Origin of the sequence: Streptomyces sp. NPDC005963, from assembly GCF_040638655.1 — a bacterium.
Classification (GTDB): domain Bacteria; phylum Actinomycetota; class Actinomycetes; order Streptomycetales; family Streptomycetaceae; genus Streptomyces.
Genome location: NZ_JBEXVD010000013.1, coordinates 1 through 13,584, shown reverse-complemented (window position 1 = coordinate 13,584; position 13,584 = coordinate 1). Strand labels below are relative to the sequence as shown.

Annotated in this window: 11 protein-coding genes; all 11 read left to right on the top strand. The window is 69.8% G+C overall.

Features of this window, described 5'->3' with window-relative positions:
• The first annotated feature begins 71 nt into the window (after nucleotides 1-71).
• Complete coding sequence (locus ABZ348_RS18785) at nucleotides 72-1,520, top strand: DHA2 family efflux MFS transporter permease subunit (RefSeq protein ID WP_358934351.1); 1,449 nt, start codon at nucleotides 72-74, stop codon at nucleotides 1,518-1,520.
• Between the two features lie 155 nt (nucleotides 1,521-1,675).
• Nucleotides 1,676-2,728, top strand: coding sequence for an LLM class flavin-dependent oxidoreductase (locus ABZ348_RS18780; RefSeq protein WP_358934349.1), 1,053 nt, complete (start codon nucleotides 1,676-1,678; stop codon nucleotides 2,726-2,728).
• 56 nt (nucleotides 2,729-2,784) lie between these two features.
• Nucleotides 2,785-4,425, top strand: a complete 1,641-nt coding sequence (locus ABZ348_RS18775) for an ABC transporter substrate-binding protein (RefSeq protein WP_358934347.1) — start codon at nucleotides 2,785-2,787, stop codon at nucleotides 4,423-4,425.
• The gene (locus tag ABZ348_RS18770) at nucleotides 4,425-5,375 is read left to right on the top strand and encodes an ABC transporter permease (protein WP_358934345.1); all 951 of its coding nucleotides are present in this window, start codon (nucleotides 4,425-4,427) and stop codon (nucleotides 5,373-5,375) included. Before ABZ348_RS18775 ends, ABZ348_RS18770 begins: the two co-directional genes overlap by 1 nt.
• Nucleotides 5,372-6,259 carry an ABC transporter permease gene (locus tag ABZ348_RS18765; RefSeq protein ID WP_358934343.1) on the top strand — a complete coding sequence of 296 codons (888 nt, stop codon included), beginning with the start codon at nucleotides 5,372-5,374 and terminating at the stop codon, nucleotides 6,257-6,259. Before ABZ348_RS18770 ends, ABZ348_RS18765 begins: the two co-directional genes overlap by 4 nt.
• Nucleotides 6,256-7,944: an ABC transporter ATP-binding protein gene (locus tag ABZ348_RS18760; protein ID WP_358934341.1), complete on the top strand. Its 1,689-nt coding sequence runs from the start codon at nucleotides 6,256-6,258 to the stop codon at nucleotides 7,942-7,944. The genes ABZ348_RS18765 and ABZ348_RS18760 overlap by 4 nt, the downstream gene beginning before the upstream one ends.
• A gap of 66 nt (nucleotides 7,945-8,010) precedes the next feature.
• Nucleotides 8,011-9,180 carry an acyltransferase gene (locus ABZ348_RS18755; protein WP_358934339.1) on the top strand — a complete coding sequence of 390 codons (1,170 nt, stop codon included), beginning with the start codon at nucleotides 8,011-8,013 and terminating at the stop codon, nucleotides 9,178-9,180.
• Nucleotides 9,177-10,403: a cytochrome P450 gene (locus ABZ348_RS18750; protein WP_358934337.1), complete on the top strand. Its 1,227-nt coding sequence runs from the start codon at nucleotides 9,177-9,179 to the stop codon at nucleotides 10,401-10,403. Before ABZ348_RS18755 ends, ABZ348_RS18750 begins: the two co-directional genes overlap by 4 nt.
• Nucleotides 10,404-10,451: 48 nt before the next feature.
• Nucleotides 10,452-10,646, top strand: coding sequence for a ferredoxin (locus ABZ348_RS18745; RefSeq protein WP_358934335.1), 195 nt, complete (start codon nucleotides 10,452-10,454; stop codon nucleotides 10,644-10,646).
• 2 nt (nucleotides 10,647-10,648) lie between these two features.
• On the top strand, nucleotides 10,649-11,545 hold the full coding sequence (locus ABZ348_RS18740; RefSeq protein WP_358934333.1) for an alpha/beta hydrolase: 897 nt from the start codon (nucleotides 10,649-10,651) through the stop codon (nucleotides 11,543-11,545).
• 156 nt (nucleotides 11,546-11,701) lie between these two features.
• Nucleotides 11,702-13,584: beta-ketoacyl synthase N-terminal-like domain-containing protein (locus ABZ348_RS18735; protein WP_358934331.1), on the top strand; the 1,883-nt coding region annotated here is incomplete at its 3' end.

Below are 13,584 nucleotides of genomic sequence, written 5' to 3'. Positions count from 1 at the left end.
GCTACCGTCCCACCCATCAAAATGAACTACCTAGTTCAAATTAATAAGCGACTGGGTTCAAAGGAGTTGCCGTGTCTGTAACGAAGGCGGCGAAGGACGGGCCCGCGCGGCTCGACGCCGGATTACTCACGCTCATCGGCGTCATGGTGCTCGGCGGGATGATGTCCTATCTGGACGCCACCATCGTCAACGTCGGAATCAGCACCCTGAGCGGGGAGTTCAACGCCACGCTCGGCACCATCGAATGGGTGACGACCGGCTATCTGCTGGCCGTGGCGTTGGCCATCCCGGTCGCCGGCTGGGCGCTCGCACGGTTCGGCGCCAAACGGATGTGGCTGCTCGGGCTGACGCTGTTCCTCATCGGCTCCACCCTGTGCGCCTTCGCCTGGAACACCGAGTCGCTGATCGCCTTCCGAGTGATCCAGGGCCTCGGCGGCGGCATGGTCGACCCGATCATGATGACCATCGTGGCGGGAGCGGCCGGACCCGAGCGGATCGGCCGGGTGATGGGCCTCATCTCCGTACCCATCACGCTCGGACCGGTGGTCGGTCCGATCGTCGGCGGGCTGCTGCTCGGGAACCTCTCCTGGGAGTGGCTGTTCCTGGTCAACATTCCGTTCGCCCTCGCCGCCATCGTGTTGGCGGTGAAGATCCTGCCCGCCGATCCACCGCCCAGCGGTGAGCCCGTCCCCCTGGACGCCGTGGGTGTCGCCCTGCTCTCGCCCGGCTTCGCCGCGCTGGTCTACTCGCTGTCCCAGGCCGGCGGCCACGGCTTCGGCGACCCGCGGGTGGTGGTGGGACTCCTGGTGGGGATCGCCCTGTTCACCGCGTACGCCGTGCACGCGCTGCGGACGACCAAGACTCCGCTGCTGGATCTGCGACTCTTCAACAACAGGGGCTTCAGCGCCAGTGTGGCGACCATGTTCCTGTTGGGCGGTGGTCTGTTCTCCCTGCTCTTCCTGCTCCCCCTCTACTACCAACAGGTCCATGACCACAGCGTGCTCCAGTCGGGTCTGCTGCTGGCCCCGTTGGGTCTCGGCACACTGATCGGCATGCCGGTGGCCGGCAATCTGGCGGACAAGTTCGGTGCGCGGCGGCTGGTCCCCACAGGTGCGTTCCTGATCGGGGCGGGTGCACTGGTCTTCACCCAGTCGGGACCGGACACTTCACAACTCGTGCTCACCGTGGCCCAATTCGTGGCGGGCTTCGGCATGGGTCTGGTGGGTGCGCCGACGATGGGGTCGGTGTATCGAACGGTACCCGGGGACGCGGTGGCCGGGGCGACCGGAGCGGTCTTCATCCTCAATCAGATCGGTGCCTCGCTCGGCATCGCCGTGGTCGCACTCATCCTCCAGGGCGGCGGTTCGGGGGCGACGCCCACCACCGATTCGTTCGCGAACGCCTTCTGGTGGGTCGTTGCCGCGGGGGTCGTGGTCTTCCTGGCCGGACTGCTCCTGCCGGGAAAGGTCCAGGCCACACCGGCAACGGAGACGGTCGACACCGCCGACGTCACCGCCTGAGCGGTGTCGCGGCACCCCTGCTCCCCCAGGCGTGCCGCGGCACCGCTCCCGATCGGGCCGGCCGTCTCCACGGACGGCCGGCCCTCCAGCCGACCGACCGCTCCATCCAACCGACCGTTCCACCCAACCGACTGGGACAAGGACAGGGCCTGACCATGACCACCCACTCCCGCTCCACCGGCGTTCCGCTCTCCGTGCTCGACGTGGTGCCCGTCTTCGAGGACGGCTCGGCCACGGGCGCGCTGCGTGACACCGTCGCGATCGCGCCGCGCATCGAAGCACTCGGCTACCACCGCTACTGGGTGGCCGAACACCACAACACCCCCAGCCTCGCCACCTCCGCGCCGGGCATCCTGATCGGACAGTTGGCGGCGGTCACCGACACCCTGCGGGTCGGCTCCGGCGGCGTGCTGCTGCCCAACCACGCGCCGTTGGTGGTGGCGGAGCAGTTCGGCACCCTGGAGGCACTACACCCGGGCCGGATCGACCTCGGGCTCGGTCGGGCACCGGGTGCCGACTCCCTCACCGCACGCGCCCTGCGCCGCTCGCCGGAGCGGGGACCGGACGACTTCTCCCGGCAGATCGCGGAGCTCGACGGTTACTTCGCGCCCGGCGATCCGGACTCCGGCATCACCGCAGTGCCCGCGGCGGACGCCAGGCCCGAGTTGTGGATGTTGGGTTCCAGCCCGGCGAGCGCGGAGGCCGCCGGCGCACTGGGGCTTCCGTACGCCTTCGCGCACCAGATCAACCCCGATGCCTCGGCGTACGCCCTGGAGCTCTACCGCAGTGCGTTTCGCCCCTCGGCCCATCTCGCCCGGCCGCGGACCCTGATCGCCGTGCTGGCCACGGTCGCCGAGAGCGATCAGGCGGCCTTCGAGGTGGCCGCGCCCTATCTGCTCGGGAAGATACTGATGCGCACCTCTCGTCGGTTCACCTCCTTCCCCACCGCTGCCACCGCGCTCGCCCACCCCTACAGCACGGCCGAGCGCCGCTTCCTGGACGAGTTGGCCGAACCCCAGCTGATCGGCGGGCCGCAGACGGTCCGCGAGAAGCTGTCGGCCCTGCTGGCGCGCACGGGTGCCGACGAGGTCATGGCCCTGACGGTGGTGCACGGCCAGGAGGAGCGGCTGCGTTCCTTCGAACTGTTGGCGGCAGCGGCTTCGGAGCTACGGTCCGACAGCGAATCGGAAGCTTCAGTTCCGCTTTAGTCGAGGCGCTGAAGGTGGGCAGGTTCCCGCTCCTCCCAGCCTCTTCGGAGCCCGCATTGCACTCGCGCCGTACCCCACGCAGAGCCGTCCTGTCCGTCACCGCCCTCGTTCTCACCGCCGTCACCTCCTGCACCTCGAACGACCCGGGCAGCACGGGGGCGAGCACCAAACCGGTGTCGGGCGGCAGCCTCACCTACGCATCGGAGCAGGAACCGGACTGCTGGGACCCGCACACGAGCGCCCAGGACGTGACCGCCTTCGTCCAGCGGCCCGTGTTCGACTCGCTCCTCTACCAGACGCCCGACGGTGACCTGAAGCCGTGGTTGGCCGAGTCCTGGAAGACCGGCGAGGGCGGCAAGTCCTACACCTTCACCCTCCGCGACGACGTCACCTTCCACGACGGCAGCCGACTGGATGCCGCAGCCGTGAAGGCGAACTTCGACCACATCACCGACAAGGCGACCCAATCGCAGTACGCGGCCGGGCTCCTCGGCCCGTACCAGAGCACGACCGTCAAGGACCCGCGCACGGTGGAGGTGCGGTTCACCCGTCCGTACGCGCCGTTCCTCCAGGCGGCCAGCACCACCTATCTGGGCATCGCCGCGCCCGCCTCCCTCAAGGCGGGCGCGGACAAGCTCTGCGCGGGCAGCGACTCGGTGGGCAGCGGTCCCTTCAAAGCGGGCGCCTACACCCGCGGTCAGCAGCGCACCTACGCCAAGAACCCCGCCTACGCCTGGGCTCCCCAGGGCGCAGGACACACCGGGAGCACCCGACTCGGCTCCTTCACCCTCCGGTTCATCGGCGAGGACGCCACCCGTGTCGGGGCCCTGACCTCCGGTCAGGTCGACGCCGCCGCCGCGGTTCCGCCGCAGCAGACCGCACTGGTGAAGCGCAACGGAAAGCTCTCGCTGGTCACCAAGGACATTCCCGGGGCCGTCGACGCCTTCTACCTCAATACGACGGGAGCCCTGTTCTCGGACGTACGGGTGCGGCGGGCCTTCCAACTGGCCGTGGACCTCGACGCCGTCGTCGCCTCGGTCTTCCAGGGCACCGGAACCCGCGCCTGGAGCACGCTCTCCCCCGCCACTCCGAACAGCTACGCCGCCTCGCTGGAGAAGAGTTGGCCGCACGACCCGAAGCGCGCGGCGCAACTGCTGGACCAGGCCGGCTGGACCGGTCGCAACGCCGAGGGGTACCGCACCAAGGGAGGCAAGGTACTCACCGTCGTCGCACCCGTGTACGGCAAGGCCAGCGTCTTCTCGCAGGCGTATCAGGGAGAGTTGAAGAAGGCCGGGATCAAGCTCGACCTTGCCGCCTCCACCGACGCCGTCGAGGTGTCCGGCCGGCTGGACAGCGGACGGTACGACGTGGTCGAAACGTCCTGGGCACGGGCCGACGGTGACATCCTGACCCACTTCTTCCTCTCCACCGAGACCTCCGTGGGCGGCGGTCACAACTTCTCCCGGGTCGCCAATCCGCAGGTCGACGCCTGGCTGAAGGAAGCCCAGGCGGCACAGGACCCCGAGAAGCGCGCCATCGCCTACGAGAAGGTGCAGAAGTGGACGCTGGACCAGGCAGCCGTCGTCCCGGCCTACGTTGAGAAGTCGACGGTCGGCGTGCACCAGCGCGTCCACGGTCTCCGGCTCTCCATCTCCGGCTGGCCCGAGTTCTACGGCGCCTGGGTCGAGGCCCGCTGATGCCCGTGGCACTCCGCTACGCCGGCAGCCGACTGCTCGCGGCGGTGCTGGTCGTCTGGGGTGCGGCGACCTGTGCCTTCCTGGTGCTGCAACTGGTGCCGGGCGACCCGGTCGACGCGGTGGTCGGCGGCAACACGCTCGTCGACGCCGACCAGCGCGAGGAGATCCGGCACCGCTACGGCCTGGACGATCCGCTGCTGGTCCAGTACGCCTCCTATCTGGGCCGGTTGGCGGCCGGCGACCTCGGCGACTCGTACCGGTTGCAGCAGCCGGTCTCCGCAGTGCTCGCCGAACAGCTCACGCCGACACTTGAGCTGGCCCTGTACGCAACGGTGCTGTCCATCGTGTTGTCGGTGGCGGTCACGGTGCTCACGTCCGGTCGGGCCCGGTGGCCGCGCCGGCTAGCGGAGCTCCTGGAACTCGTCGTGGTCTCCACCCCGTCGTTCTGGTTCGGGATCATGCTGCTGACGGTGTTCTCCTTCCGCCTCGGCTGGTTCCCCGTCTCCGACAGCGGTGACCCCGCCTCACTGGTCCTGCCCGTGATCACCCTGGCCCTGCCGATCGCGGCCGTGCTCACCCAAGTGATGCGCGAGGGCCTCCTGGCGGCACTGGAGCAGCCCTTCGCCCTGACGGCCAGGGCCCGGGGGCTCAAGGAACACACCGTGCGTTCGCGCCATGCGCTCCGCCATGCCGCGCTGCCCGCACTGACCCTGGCCGGCTGGTTCACCGGGACCCTCCTCGGCGGTGCCGTGGTGGTGGAGAGCGTGTTCGCACGGTCCGGCATAGGGCGGGTGGCGCTGGACGCGGTGACCGGGCGGGACCTGCCGGTGGTCCAAGGCGTGGTGACGCTCTCCGCGGTGGCATTCGTCGCGATCGGCGCCATGGTCGAAGCGCTGTACGCCGTCGCGGATCCCCGTCTGCGCAGGAGGACGGGGGTGACGGCCGCATGAGCGGGCAACAACACACCGAAACGCGTGCCGAAACCCGTGTCGGGGCCCGGGCCAAGGCGGCCGGGGCGGCCGTTCTCGGAGCGCGTCCCGGAGTGACCCTGGCCGGCGGCGTCCTGTTGCTGATCCTGCTGGCGGCAGCGGTACCCGAAGCACTCACATCGACGGGCCCCACCGACACCGATCCGCTGAACGCCCTGCGCGGCCCCGACGGCTCCCACTGGTTCGGTACGGACCAACTCGGCCGGGACGTGTTCGCCCGGGTGGTGCACGGCACCCGGTACTCCCTGGCGATCGGGGCCGCGGCCACGGGCGCCGGAGTCGCCCTGGCCGTCGTCTGGGGCCTGGCCGCGGCGCTCTCGGGGCGGTGGGGCGATGCCCTGCTCACCCGTTTCGCCGATGTCCTCCTCGCCCTGCCGGGGCTGCTGCTGGCCCTGCTCGTGATCCTGATCGCGGGCAAGGGGGTCGCGGGCACCACCACGGCCGTGGCCGTGGGGACCGCGCCCGGACTCGCCCGTGTGGTGCGGGCGCAGGCACTGGTGGTCCGCAGATCCGGCTATGTGGAATCAGCGGTCGCCCTCGGGGTGCCGCGCGCACTGATCGTCGTACGCCACGTCCTGCCCAACACGCTCGGGCCGGTGGTGGTGCTGGCGACCGTGACCCTGGGGGCGTCCATCTCGACGGGAGCCGCGCTCAGCTATCTGGGGCTCGGCGCCCAACCGCCGACACCCGAGTGGGGGGCGATGCTCACCGAAGGCCAGGGCTTCCTCGACCAGGCGTGGTGGATCGCCCTGTTCCCCGGACTGCTGCTGCTGACGACGGTCCTCGCCGTCACGGTGGTGGGCCGCCATCTACAGACCCACGCCGAAAGACGGGCCGCCTCATGACACAGGGCACGACCGTGACCGACCCGAACGGCGGCCCGCCGCTGATCGAAGTCAGCGGACTCGACGTGCGCTTCGGATCGGGCCCCCGCCAGGTCCATGCGGTGCGCGGGGCCTCCCTGGCCCTGGCACCGGGCCGCTGTCTGGCGCTGGTCGGCGAATCGGGGTCCGGCAAGAGCGCCCTCGCCCGCAGCCTGCTGGGGCTCACCGGTCCGACCGCCGTCGTCACCGCCGAACGGTTGGAGCTGTTCGGCCGGGACGCCCGCGGCTTTCGGGACCGACAGTGGCGGTCGGTACGGGGGCGAAGGATCGGACTGGTCGCCCAGGACGCACTGGTCGCACTCGACCCACTGCGCCCGATCGGCAAGGAGATCGCGGAACCGCTGCTCACCCATCGTGTTGTACCGCGGGCCGCCGTGGCCGATCGCGTGGTGGAGTTGCTGGAGCGGGTCGGCGTACCGGAACCGCGGGAGCGGGCGGCAAGTCATGTGCACCAACTCTCCGGGGGGTTACGCCAACGGGCGCTCATCGCCTCCGCTCTCGCCGCCGGCCCCGGAGTGCTGATCGCCGACGAACCCACCACCGCTCTGGACGCCTCCGTACAGGCCCGCATCCTCGCCCTTCTCGGCGAACTCAAGGAAGCCGGTACCGCGCTCCTGCTGATCAGCCATGACTTCGCCGTGGTGGAGGCACTCGCCGATGAGGTGACGGTGATGAAGGACGGGCGGATGGTGGAATCCGGCGCGACCGCACAGGTGCTGGACCACCCCCGGCACCCGTATACGAAGGCGCTGTTGGCCAGCGTGCCCGGCAACGGCGCCCGGGTGCGCACACCGGCCGCGACGCCGGCCGATGTTGCACCCCTGTTGGAGGTGCGCAGCGTCGACAAGGTGTTCCCGGGCCCGCGGGGGACCCGACGCACTGCCGTTGCCGATGTCTCGCTCGATCTGCGGCCCGGTGAGGCCCTGGGGCTGGTCGGCGAATCCGGATCGGGCAAGTCGACACTGGCCAGGATGATCCTGGGGCTCACTCCACCCGACAGCGGTGACATCCGGCTCGCTTCCGCGCCGTGGAGCTCGGTGCGCGAACGGGACCGGCGGGCCCGACGGCACGACATCCAACTCGTTCCCCAAGATGCGCTCAGCGCCTTCGATCCCCGTTGGGACGTGGCGCGGATCATCGCCGAGGGCATGGCACCCGCCGGGCTCGGCCACGCCCGGCAGCACGCCCGAACGGTGGAACTGCTCCAACGGGTGGGGCTCGGCCCGGAACACCTGGAACGCCGTCCGCTCGCGCTGTCCGGTGGGCAGCGGCAGCGGGTCGCCATCGCCCGGGCCCTCGCACCGCGGCCGAAACTACTCGTGTGCGACGAGCCGGTGTCGGCCCTCGACGTGTCCGTACAGGCGCAGGTCCTCGGACTTTTGAGGGAACTCCAGGAGTCCCTTGGCTTGGCCCTGCTCTTCATCTCCCACGATCTGGCGGTGGTGCGGGAGGTCTGTGCGCGCGTGCTGGTGATGAAAGACGGGCAGGTCGTGGAGGAGGGGCCGGTGGAGGACGTGTTCGCAACGCCCTCGCATCCATACACCCGCACCCTGTTGGAAGCGGTGCCCAGTCGGGTGCGCGGCACGGCGCGGGACGGCGGGCCCGTCCCGCGCACGGGCGGCGAGCTGACACAAGAGCGGCTTTAGATCCGGTCAACATGGCGCAGCCAGCCTGGACGCTCCCACTGCTCGCACAGCCGGAGGTCACCGCTCATGCACCTGCCGCCAGCACCGACGGGCGCCGTCAGGCTTCCCTCACTGACAGGGCTGCGATTCATCGCGGCCCTGCTCGTCTTCGCCTTCCACACCACCTGGCAGACCCGCTACATCGAGGGCGAGGCGTCCGAGCCACTGGCGGACGCCTTCGCCAACGCGGGTTTCTACGGTGTCAGCTTCTTCTTCGTCCTCAGTGGTTTCGTCCTGACCTGGTCAGCGCGTTCCGACGACAGCGCTCCCCGCATCTGGCGCCGCCGACTGGCCAAGATCTACCCCAACCACCTGGTCACCTTCGTCCTCGCCGGGGTGGTCATGTGGATCGCCGCGGACCCGTTCACCGCCAAGGGGACACTCGCCAACCTCTTCCTGGTCCAGGCGTGGTTCCCCGACCTCACCGTCCCCAACACCATGAACGCGGTCAGTTGGTCGCTCTCGGTCGAGTTGTTCTTCTATCTGAGCTTCCCCCTGTTGTGGCGAGGACTGTCCCGGGTACCGGTGCACCGACTGTGTCCCCTCGCGGCGGCCCTCGGTGTGTTCACCGTCGTCGCACCACTGGTGGGTCAGTACGCCATCACGGGTACGCCGCTGCCGTTCATCGACGACGGGACCCTGTCCTTCGAGCAGATCTGGTTCGTGTACTTCTTCCCACCGGTGCGGGCGCTGGAGTTCGTCCTCGGGATGGTGGCCGCGCGCCTGGTGATCGAGGGCATATGGCCCCGGGTCGGTGTCCTGCCGGCCGCAGCGCTAGCCGCCGTCGGATACGTCGTGAACTCCAACGTGCCGTATCTCCTGGGCATCGCCGGGACGGCCGCCCTCTGGCTCACTCCGCTGGTGGCCGCGGCTGCGACGGCGGATCGCGACGGGACGTGGTCACCGTTCCGTGGACGGGTGTTGGTCCGGCTCGGGGAACTCTCCTTCGCTTTCTACATGCTCCACGGGCTGGTCGTCGGCTACGGCCATCGCTGGCTCGTGGCCGGCAAGGCACTGCCCACCCCGGCCGGACCCGCACTGCTCCTCGCAGCACTGCTGGTGAGCCTGGCCCTGGCGTACGTCCTGTTCCGCTGGGTGGAGTCGCCCTTCGTCCGCAGATTCGGCTCGCCCCGCCCCGTACCGCTCCCGCCGGTCACAACGGCCGCGCCCGTACCCGCACTGGAGGCCAAGGAATGACCACAGCCGACAGCATCGACACGGCCGGATCCACCCGGCCGCTCGCCGCCTATCCGCAGGCTCGCGGATGCCCCTACCAGCCGCCCACCGGCTACCAGCGCTACCGCGAGGAGGGCCCGGTCTCCCTGGTGGAGCTCTACAACGGGCGCCGGGTGTGGGCCGTCAGCGGCCATGCGGAGGCCCGCAAGGTGTTGCTCGATGCGGAGACCTTCTCCTCCGACCGGGTGCATCCGCACTACCCGGCCACCGCTCCCCGCTTCGAAGCGGCCCGCAAGGTCCGCAACTTCATCGGCATGGACCCGCCGGAACACACCGTTCAGCGCCGGATGCTGCTGTCCACCTTCACCGTCAAGAAGGTGCAGGCGCTGCGGCCGGGCATCGAGCGGCTCGTCAACGAACTGATCGATGGCCTCGAAGCCAAGGGACCCGTCGCCGATCTGGTGGCTGACTTCGCGCTGCCCGTTCCATCCATCGTGATCTGCGAGCTGCTGGGAGTGCCGTACTCGGACCACGCCTTCTTCGAGCAGCAGTCGCGCCGGGTGGTCACGGGCACCACCTCCCTCGAAGACAGCGTCGATGCGTTCGCCCAGCTCAGCAGCTATCTCGACCAACTCATCCGACGCAAGGAGCAGAGCCCCGACGACGGTCTCCTCGACACACTGATCGCCGAGCAGCTCACTCCCGGGCACCTCTCGCACCGTGATCTGGTGGACATCGCCCTGCTGTTGCTCGTCGCGGGCCACGAGACGACGGCCAGCGCGATCGCGCTCGGGGTGCTGACCCTGTTGGAGAGCCCGGACCAACTGGCCGCGTTGCGTGCCGACAGCGCCTTGCTGCCGGGCGCGGTTGAGGAGTTGCTCCGCTACACGGCCATCGCCGACGGCGTCGCCCGCTTCGCCACTCGTGACACCGAGTTGGGCGGTCATCGGATACGGGCAGGGGACGGTGTGATCGTGGTGATCTCCACCGCCAACCGGGACGAGAGCGCCTTCCCCGGTGCGGACTCGTTCGACGTGGCACGGGGTGCGCGCCATCACATCTCCTTCGGCCACGGCGTGCACCAGTGCATCGGGCAGAACCTGGCGCGGGCCGAGATGGAAATCGCGTTGTCGACCCTCTTCAGACGGCTGCCCGGGCTGCGGCTCGCCGTACCCGCGGAAGAACTTCCGCTCAAGGAACCCGGCGGTGTCCAGGGCATCTGGAAGCTGCCGGTGAGTTGGTGAGCCGACGCCATCGAGGGCGCGGCACAAGAGAGAAGGAGCGCAAGGATCATGCGCATCACCGCTGACACCCAACGGTGTCTGGGCGCGGGGCAGTGCGTCCTGTCCGACCCCGATCGCTTCGACCAGTCGGACGAGGGGATCGTCCTCGTCCTGGAGGGCGAGGTGGACGGCTCGTCGGAGGAGGCCCGGGCACGCGAGACCGTGGCCCTGTGTCCTTCCCAAGCACTCGCTCTGGAGGTCTGACCATGCCGGTGAAGGGACGTCTGGTCGACGCGTTGGCCGACCACCGCGGACGGCTGTGTCGCCTCGACGAGCTGCCCCCGGTACCTGACGTCGTGGTTCAGGAACGCCGGATCCCGGGAGTGTCGGGGGCACCCGAGGTGCTCGTGCGGGTCTATCGGCCGCGCCAGGTCACCTCGCTGTTGCCCGCGGTGGTGTGGATCCACGGCGGTGGCTTCTGTCTGGGCACGGTGGACTCGGTGCACGGGGGTGCGGCGCAGGCCGCGGTGAGTGCGTCGGCCCTGGTGGTGGCGGTGTCCTATCGGCTCGCTCCGGAGCATCCGTTCCCGGCCGGGCTCGATGACTGTTGGGCGGCACTGGCCTGGACGGCCGGGAACACCGCCGAGCTCGGTGTGGACGCGGCCCGGATCGCGGTCGCGGGGGCCAGCTCGGGCGGCGCCCTGGCGGCCGGGCTGACCCTGCTGGCCCGTGACCGCGGTGGGCCCTCGTTGTGTTTCCAGCATCTGAGCACGCCGGTGTTGGACGATCGGTTGGAGACCGCCTCAATGGCGGTGTTCACGGACACACCGGTCTGGAACCGCCGGCTGGCAGCGGAGAGTTGGGAGCTCTATCTGGGTGCGGGCGCACGCGACGGGCAACGCTCGGTGTACGCGGCACCGGCCCGGGCCGGGGACCTCACCGGGCTGCCCGCCGCGTACATCTCCACGGCGGGGCTCGATCCACTGCGCGACGAGGGGTTGCTGTACGGCCTACGGCTGAGCCAGGCGGGTGTGCCCACCGAAGTGCACAACTTTCCGGGTGCGTTCCATGCGTTCGGGGGCGGATTGACACCCGAGGAGCAGCGAAGGGTTGCCGTCGAACACCTCACCGTGCTGCGCGACGGGCTGTGGGGACCTTCGTGAATCGGACCAGGGTCCTGCGTGAGACGGCTCGGGGGCCTGCATGAATCGGGACGGGGCGCTTGGGTGGAACGGATTTAGAACGCCGAAAGAGCCCCGTTAGAGCAGGTGGTGAGCCTGGTCCTGCATTCGTCCTCGACGAGGGAGTACTGACAGACCATGGTCAAGCCCCACTCCGCACCGATCGCCGTCGTCGGACTCGCCTGCCGGCTGCCGGGGGCGCCCGATCCCGCCGGGTTCTGGCAGCTGCTCCAGCGCGGGGAGGACGCCATCGGTGAACCCCCGGCGGACCGCTGGTCCACCGGGGCTCCCGCACACGGGGGCTTCCTCGACGGTGTGGACCGTTTCGACGCCGAGTTCTTCGCGATCTCCCCACGGGAGGCCGCCGCGATGGATCCACAACAGCGGCTGCTGCTCGAACTGGGCTGGGAGGCCCTGGAGGAGTCGGGCGTCGTCCCGTCGACGCTGGCCGGCAGCCGAACCGCGGTGTACGCGAGTGCGATCTGGGACGACTACGCCGCACTGCACCACCGGCGGGGTGAGGCCGCTGCCGGCCGGCACTCCGTCACCGGTCTGCACCGCGGCATCCTGGCAAATCGGCTCTCCTACGTCCTCGGTCTGAACGGGCCGAGCCTGACGGTCGATGCCGCCCAGTCGTCGTCCCTGGTGGCCGTGCACCTCGCCTGCGAGAGCCTGCGGCACGGCGATGCCGATCTGGCGATCGTGGGTGGGGTGAACTTGATCCTCTCACCCGGCAGCAGCGCCGACAGTACGCAGTTCGGAGCGTTGTCACCCGACGGACGGTGCTTCACGTTCGACGCGCGGGCCAACGGCTATGTGCGGGGCGAGGGCGGGGTGGCGGTCGTCCTGAAGCCGCTCGACCGGGCCGTCGCCGACGGGGACCGGGTGCACTGCGTCATTCTGGGGAGCGCGGTCAACAACGACGGCGCATCGGACGGGTTGACCGTCCCGGACCGGGCAGCGCAGGAAGCCGTGTTGCGGGAAGCGCACCGCCGGGCGGGCACCGAACCGACCGCCGTGCAGTACGTGGAACTGCACGGCACCGGTACACCGGTGGGGGACCCGATCGAGGCATCGGCGTTGGGGGCCGTGCTGGGTGCGGGTCGAGACCCGGCCGCACCCCTGCTGGTGGGTTCCGCGAAGACCAATGTGGGTCATCTGGAGGGCGCGGCCGGGCTGGTGGGCCTGCTCAAAACGGCCCTGGCGGTGTCCCGGCGCAGGATCCCGCCGAGCCTGAACTACCGGGAGCCCAACCCTGCCATTCCGCTGGCCGAACTCGGGCTGAGGGTGCAGACGCAGGAGAGCGACTGGCCCGGGCCGGACGGGCTGATCGCCGGAGTCAGTTCGTTCGGCATGGGCGGCACGAACTGCCATGTGGTGGTGGCGGACCACGCCCCGGTCCGTCCCGGCGAACCCGACGAGGAGTCGGTTTCCCCGGGCCGGTCGACCGTGGACCTCGCCGGCTCGTCCGGTACGGGCTTCGTACCGTCTGGTCCATCGGGGCCATCCGGTCCGTCCGTGGAGGAGGCAGATCCGGGCGGCGGCCCGCTGGCCTGGGTGGTGTCCGGGCGCTCGGAGGCGGCGTTGCGGGAGCAGGCCGCCCGGCTCCACGAGCGGGAAGTCGCTGCGGAACGGGCGGGTGAGGGCCGTCGAGGCGTGGACACGGCCCACTCGTTGGCGACGCATCGGACCCACTTCGACGAGCGGGCCGTACTGGTCGGCGCCGATCGAGCGGAACTGATCGCGGCGACCGCTGCCCTGGCTGAGGGGCTGGAGCATCCGGGTGTGGTGCGGGGGAAGGCATCGACACCGCCGAAGATCGCCTTCCTCTTCACCGGTCAGGGCAGCCAGCGGGCCAACATGGGCCGGGAACTCTACGACACCTACCCCGCCTACGCCCACGCCTTCGACCAAGCCTGCGCAGCCCTCGACCCCCACCTCGACCAACCCCTCCACACCATCATCTTCAACCCCGACCCCACCCAACTCAACCAAACCCAATACACCCAACCCGCCCTCTT

What these genes read in the sequence shown, in the direction of transcription:
- ABZ348_RS18765 (WP_358934343.1), top strand. Translation starts at nt 5,372, where the DNA reads ATGAGCGGGCAACAACACACCGAAACGCGTGCCGAAACCCGTGTCGGG.
- ABZ348_RS18745 (WP_358934335.1), top strand. Translation starts at nt 10,452, where the DNA reads ATGCGCATCACCGCTGACACCCAACGGTGTCTGGGCGCGGGGCAGTGC.
- ABZ348_RS18770 (WP_358934345.1), top strand. Translation starts at nt 4,425, where the DNA reads ATGCCCGTGGCACTCCGCTACGCCGGCAGCCGACTGCTCGCGGCGGTG.
- ABZ348_RS18740 (WP_358934333.1), top strand. Translation starts at nt 10,649, where the DNA reads ATGCCGGTGAAGGGACGTCTGGTCGACGCGTTGGCCGACCACCGCGGA.
- ABZ348_RS18760 (WP_358934341.1), top strand. Translation starts at nt 6,256, where the DNA reads ATGACACAGGGCACGACCGTGACCGACCCGAACGGCGGCCCGCCGCTG.
- ABZ348_RS18780 (WP_358934349.1), top strand. Translation starts at nt 1,676, where the DNA reads ATGACCACCCACTCCCGCTCCACCGGCGTTCCGCTCTCCGTGCTCGAC.
- ABZ348_RS18755 (WP_358934339.1), top strand. Translation starts at nt 8,011, where the DNA reads ATGCACCTGCCGCCAGCACCGACGGGCGCCGTCAGGCTTCCCTCACTG.
- ABZ348_RS18750 (WP_358934337.1), top strand. Translation starts at nt 9,177, where the DNA reads ATGACCACAGCCGACAGCATCGACACGGCCGGATCCACCCGGCCGCTC.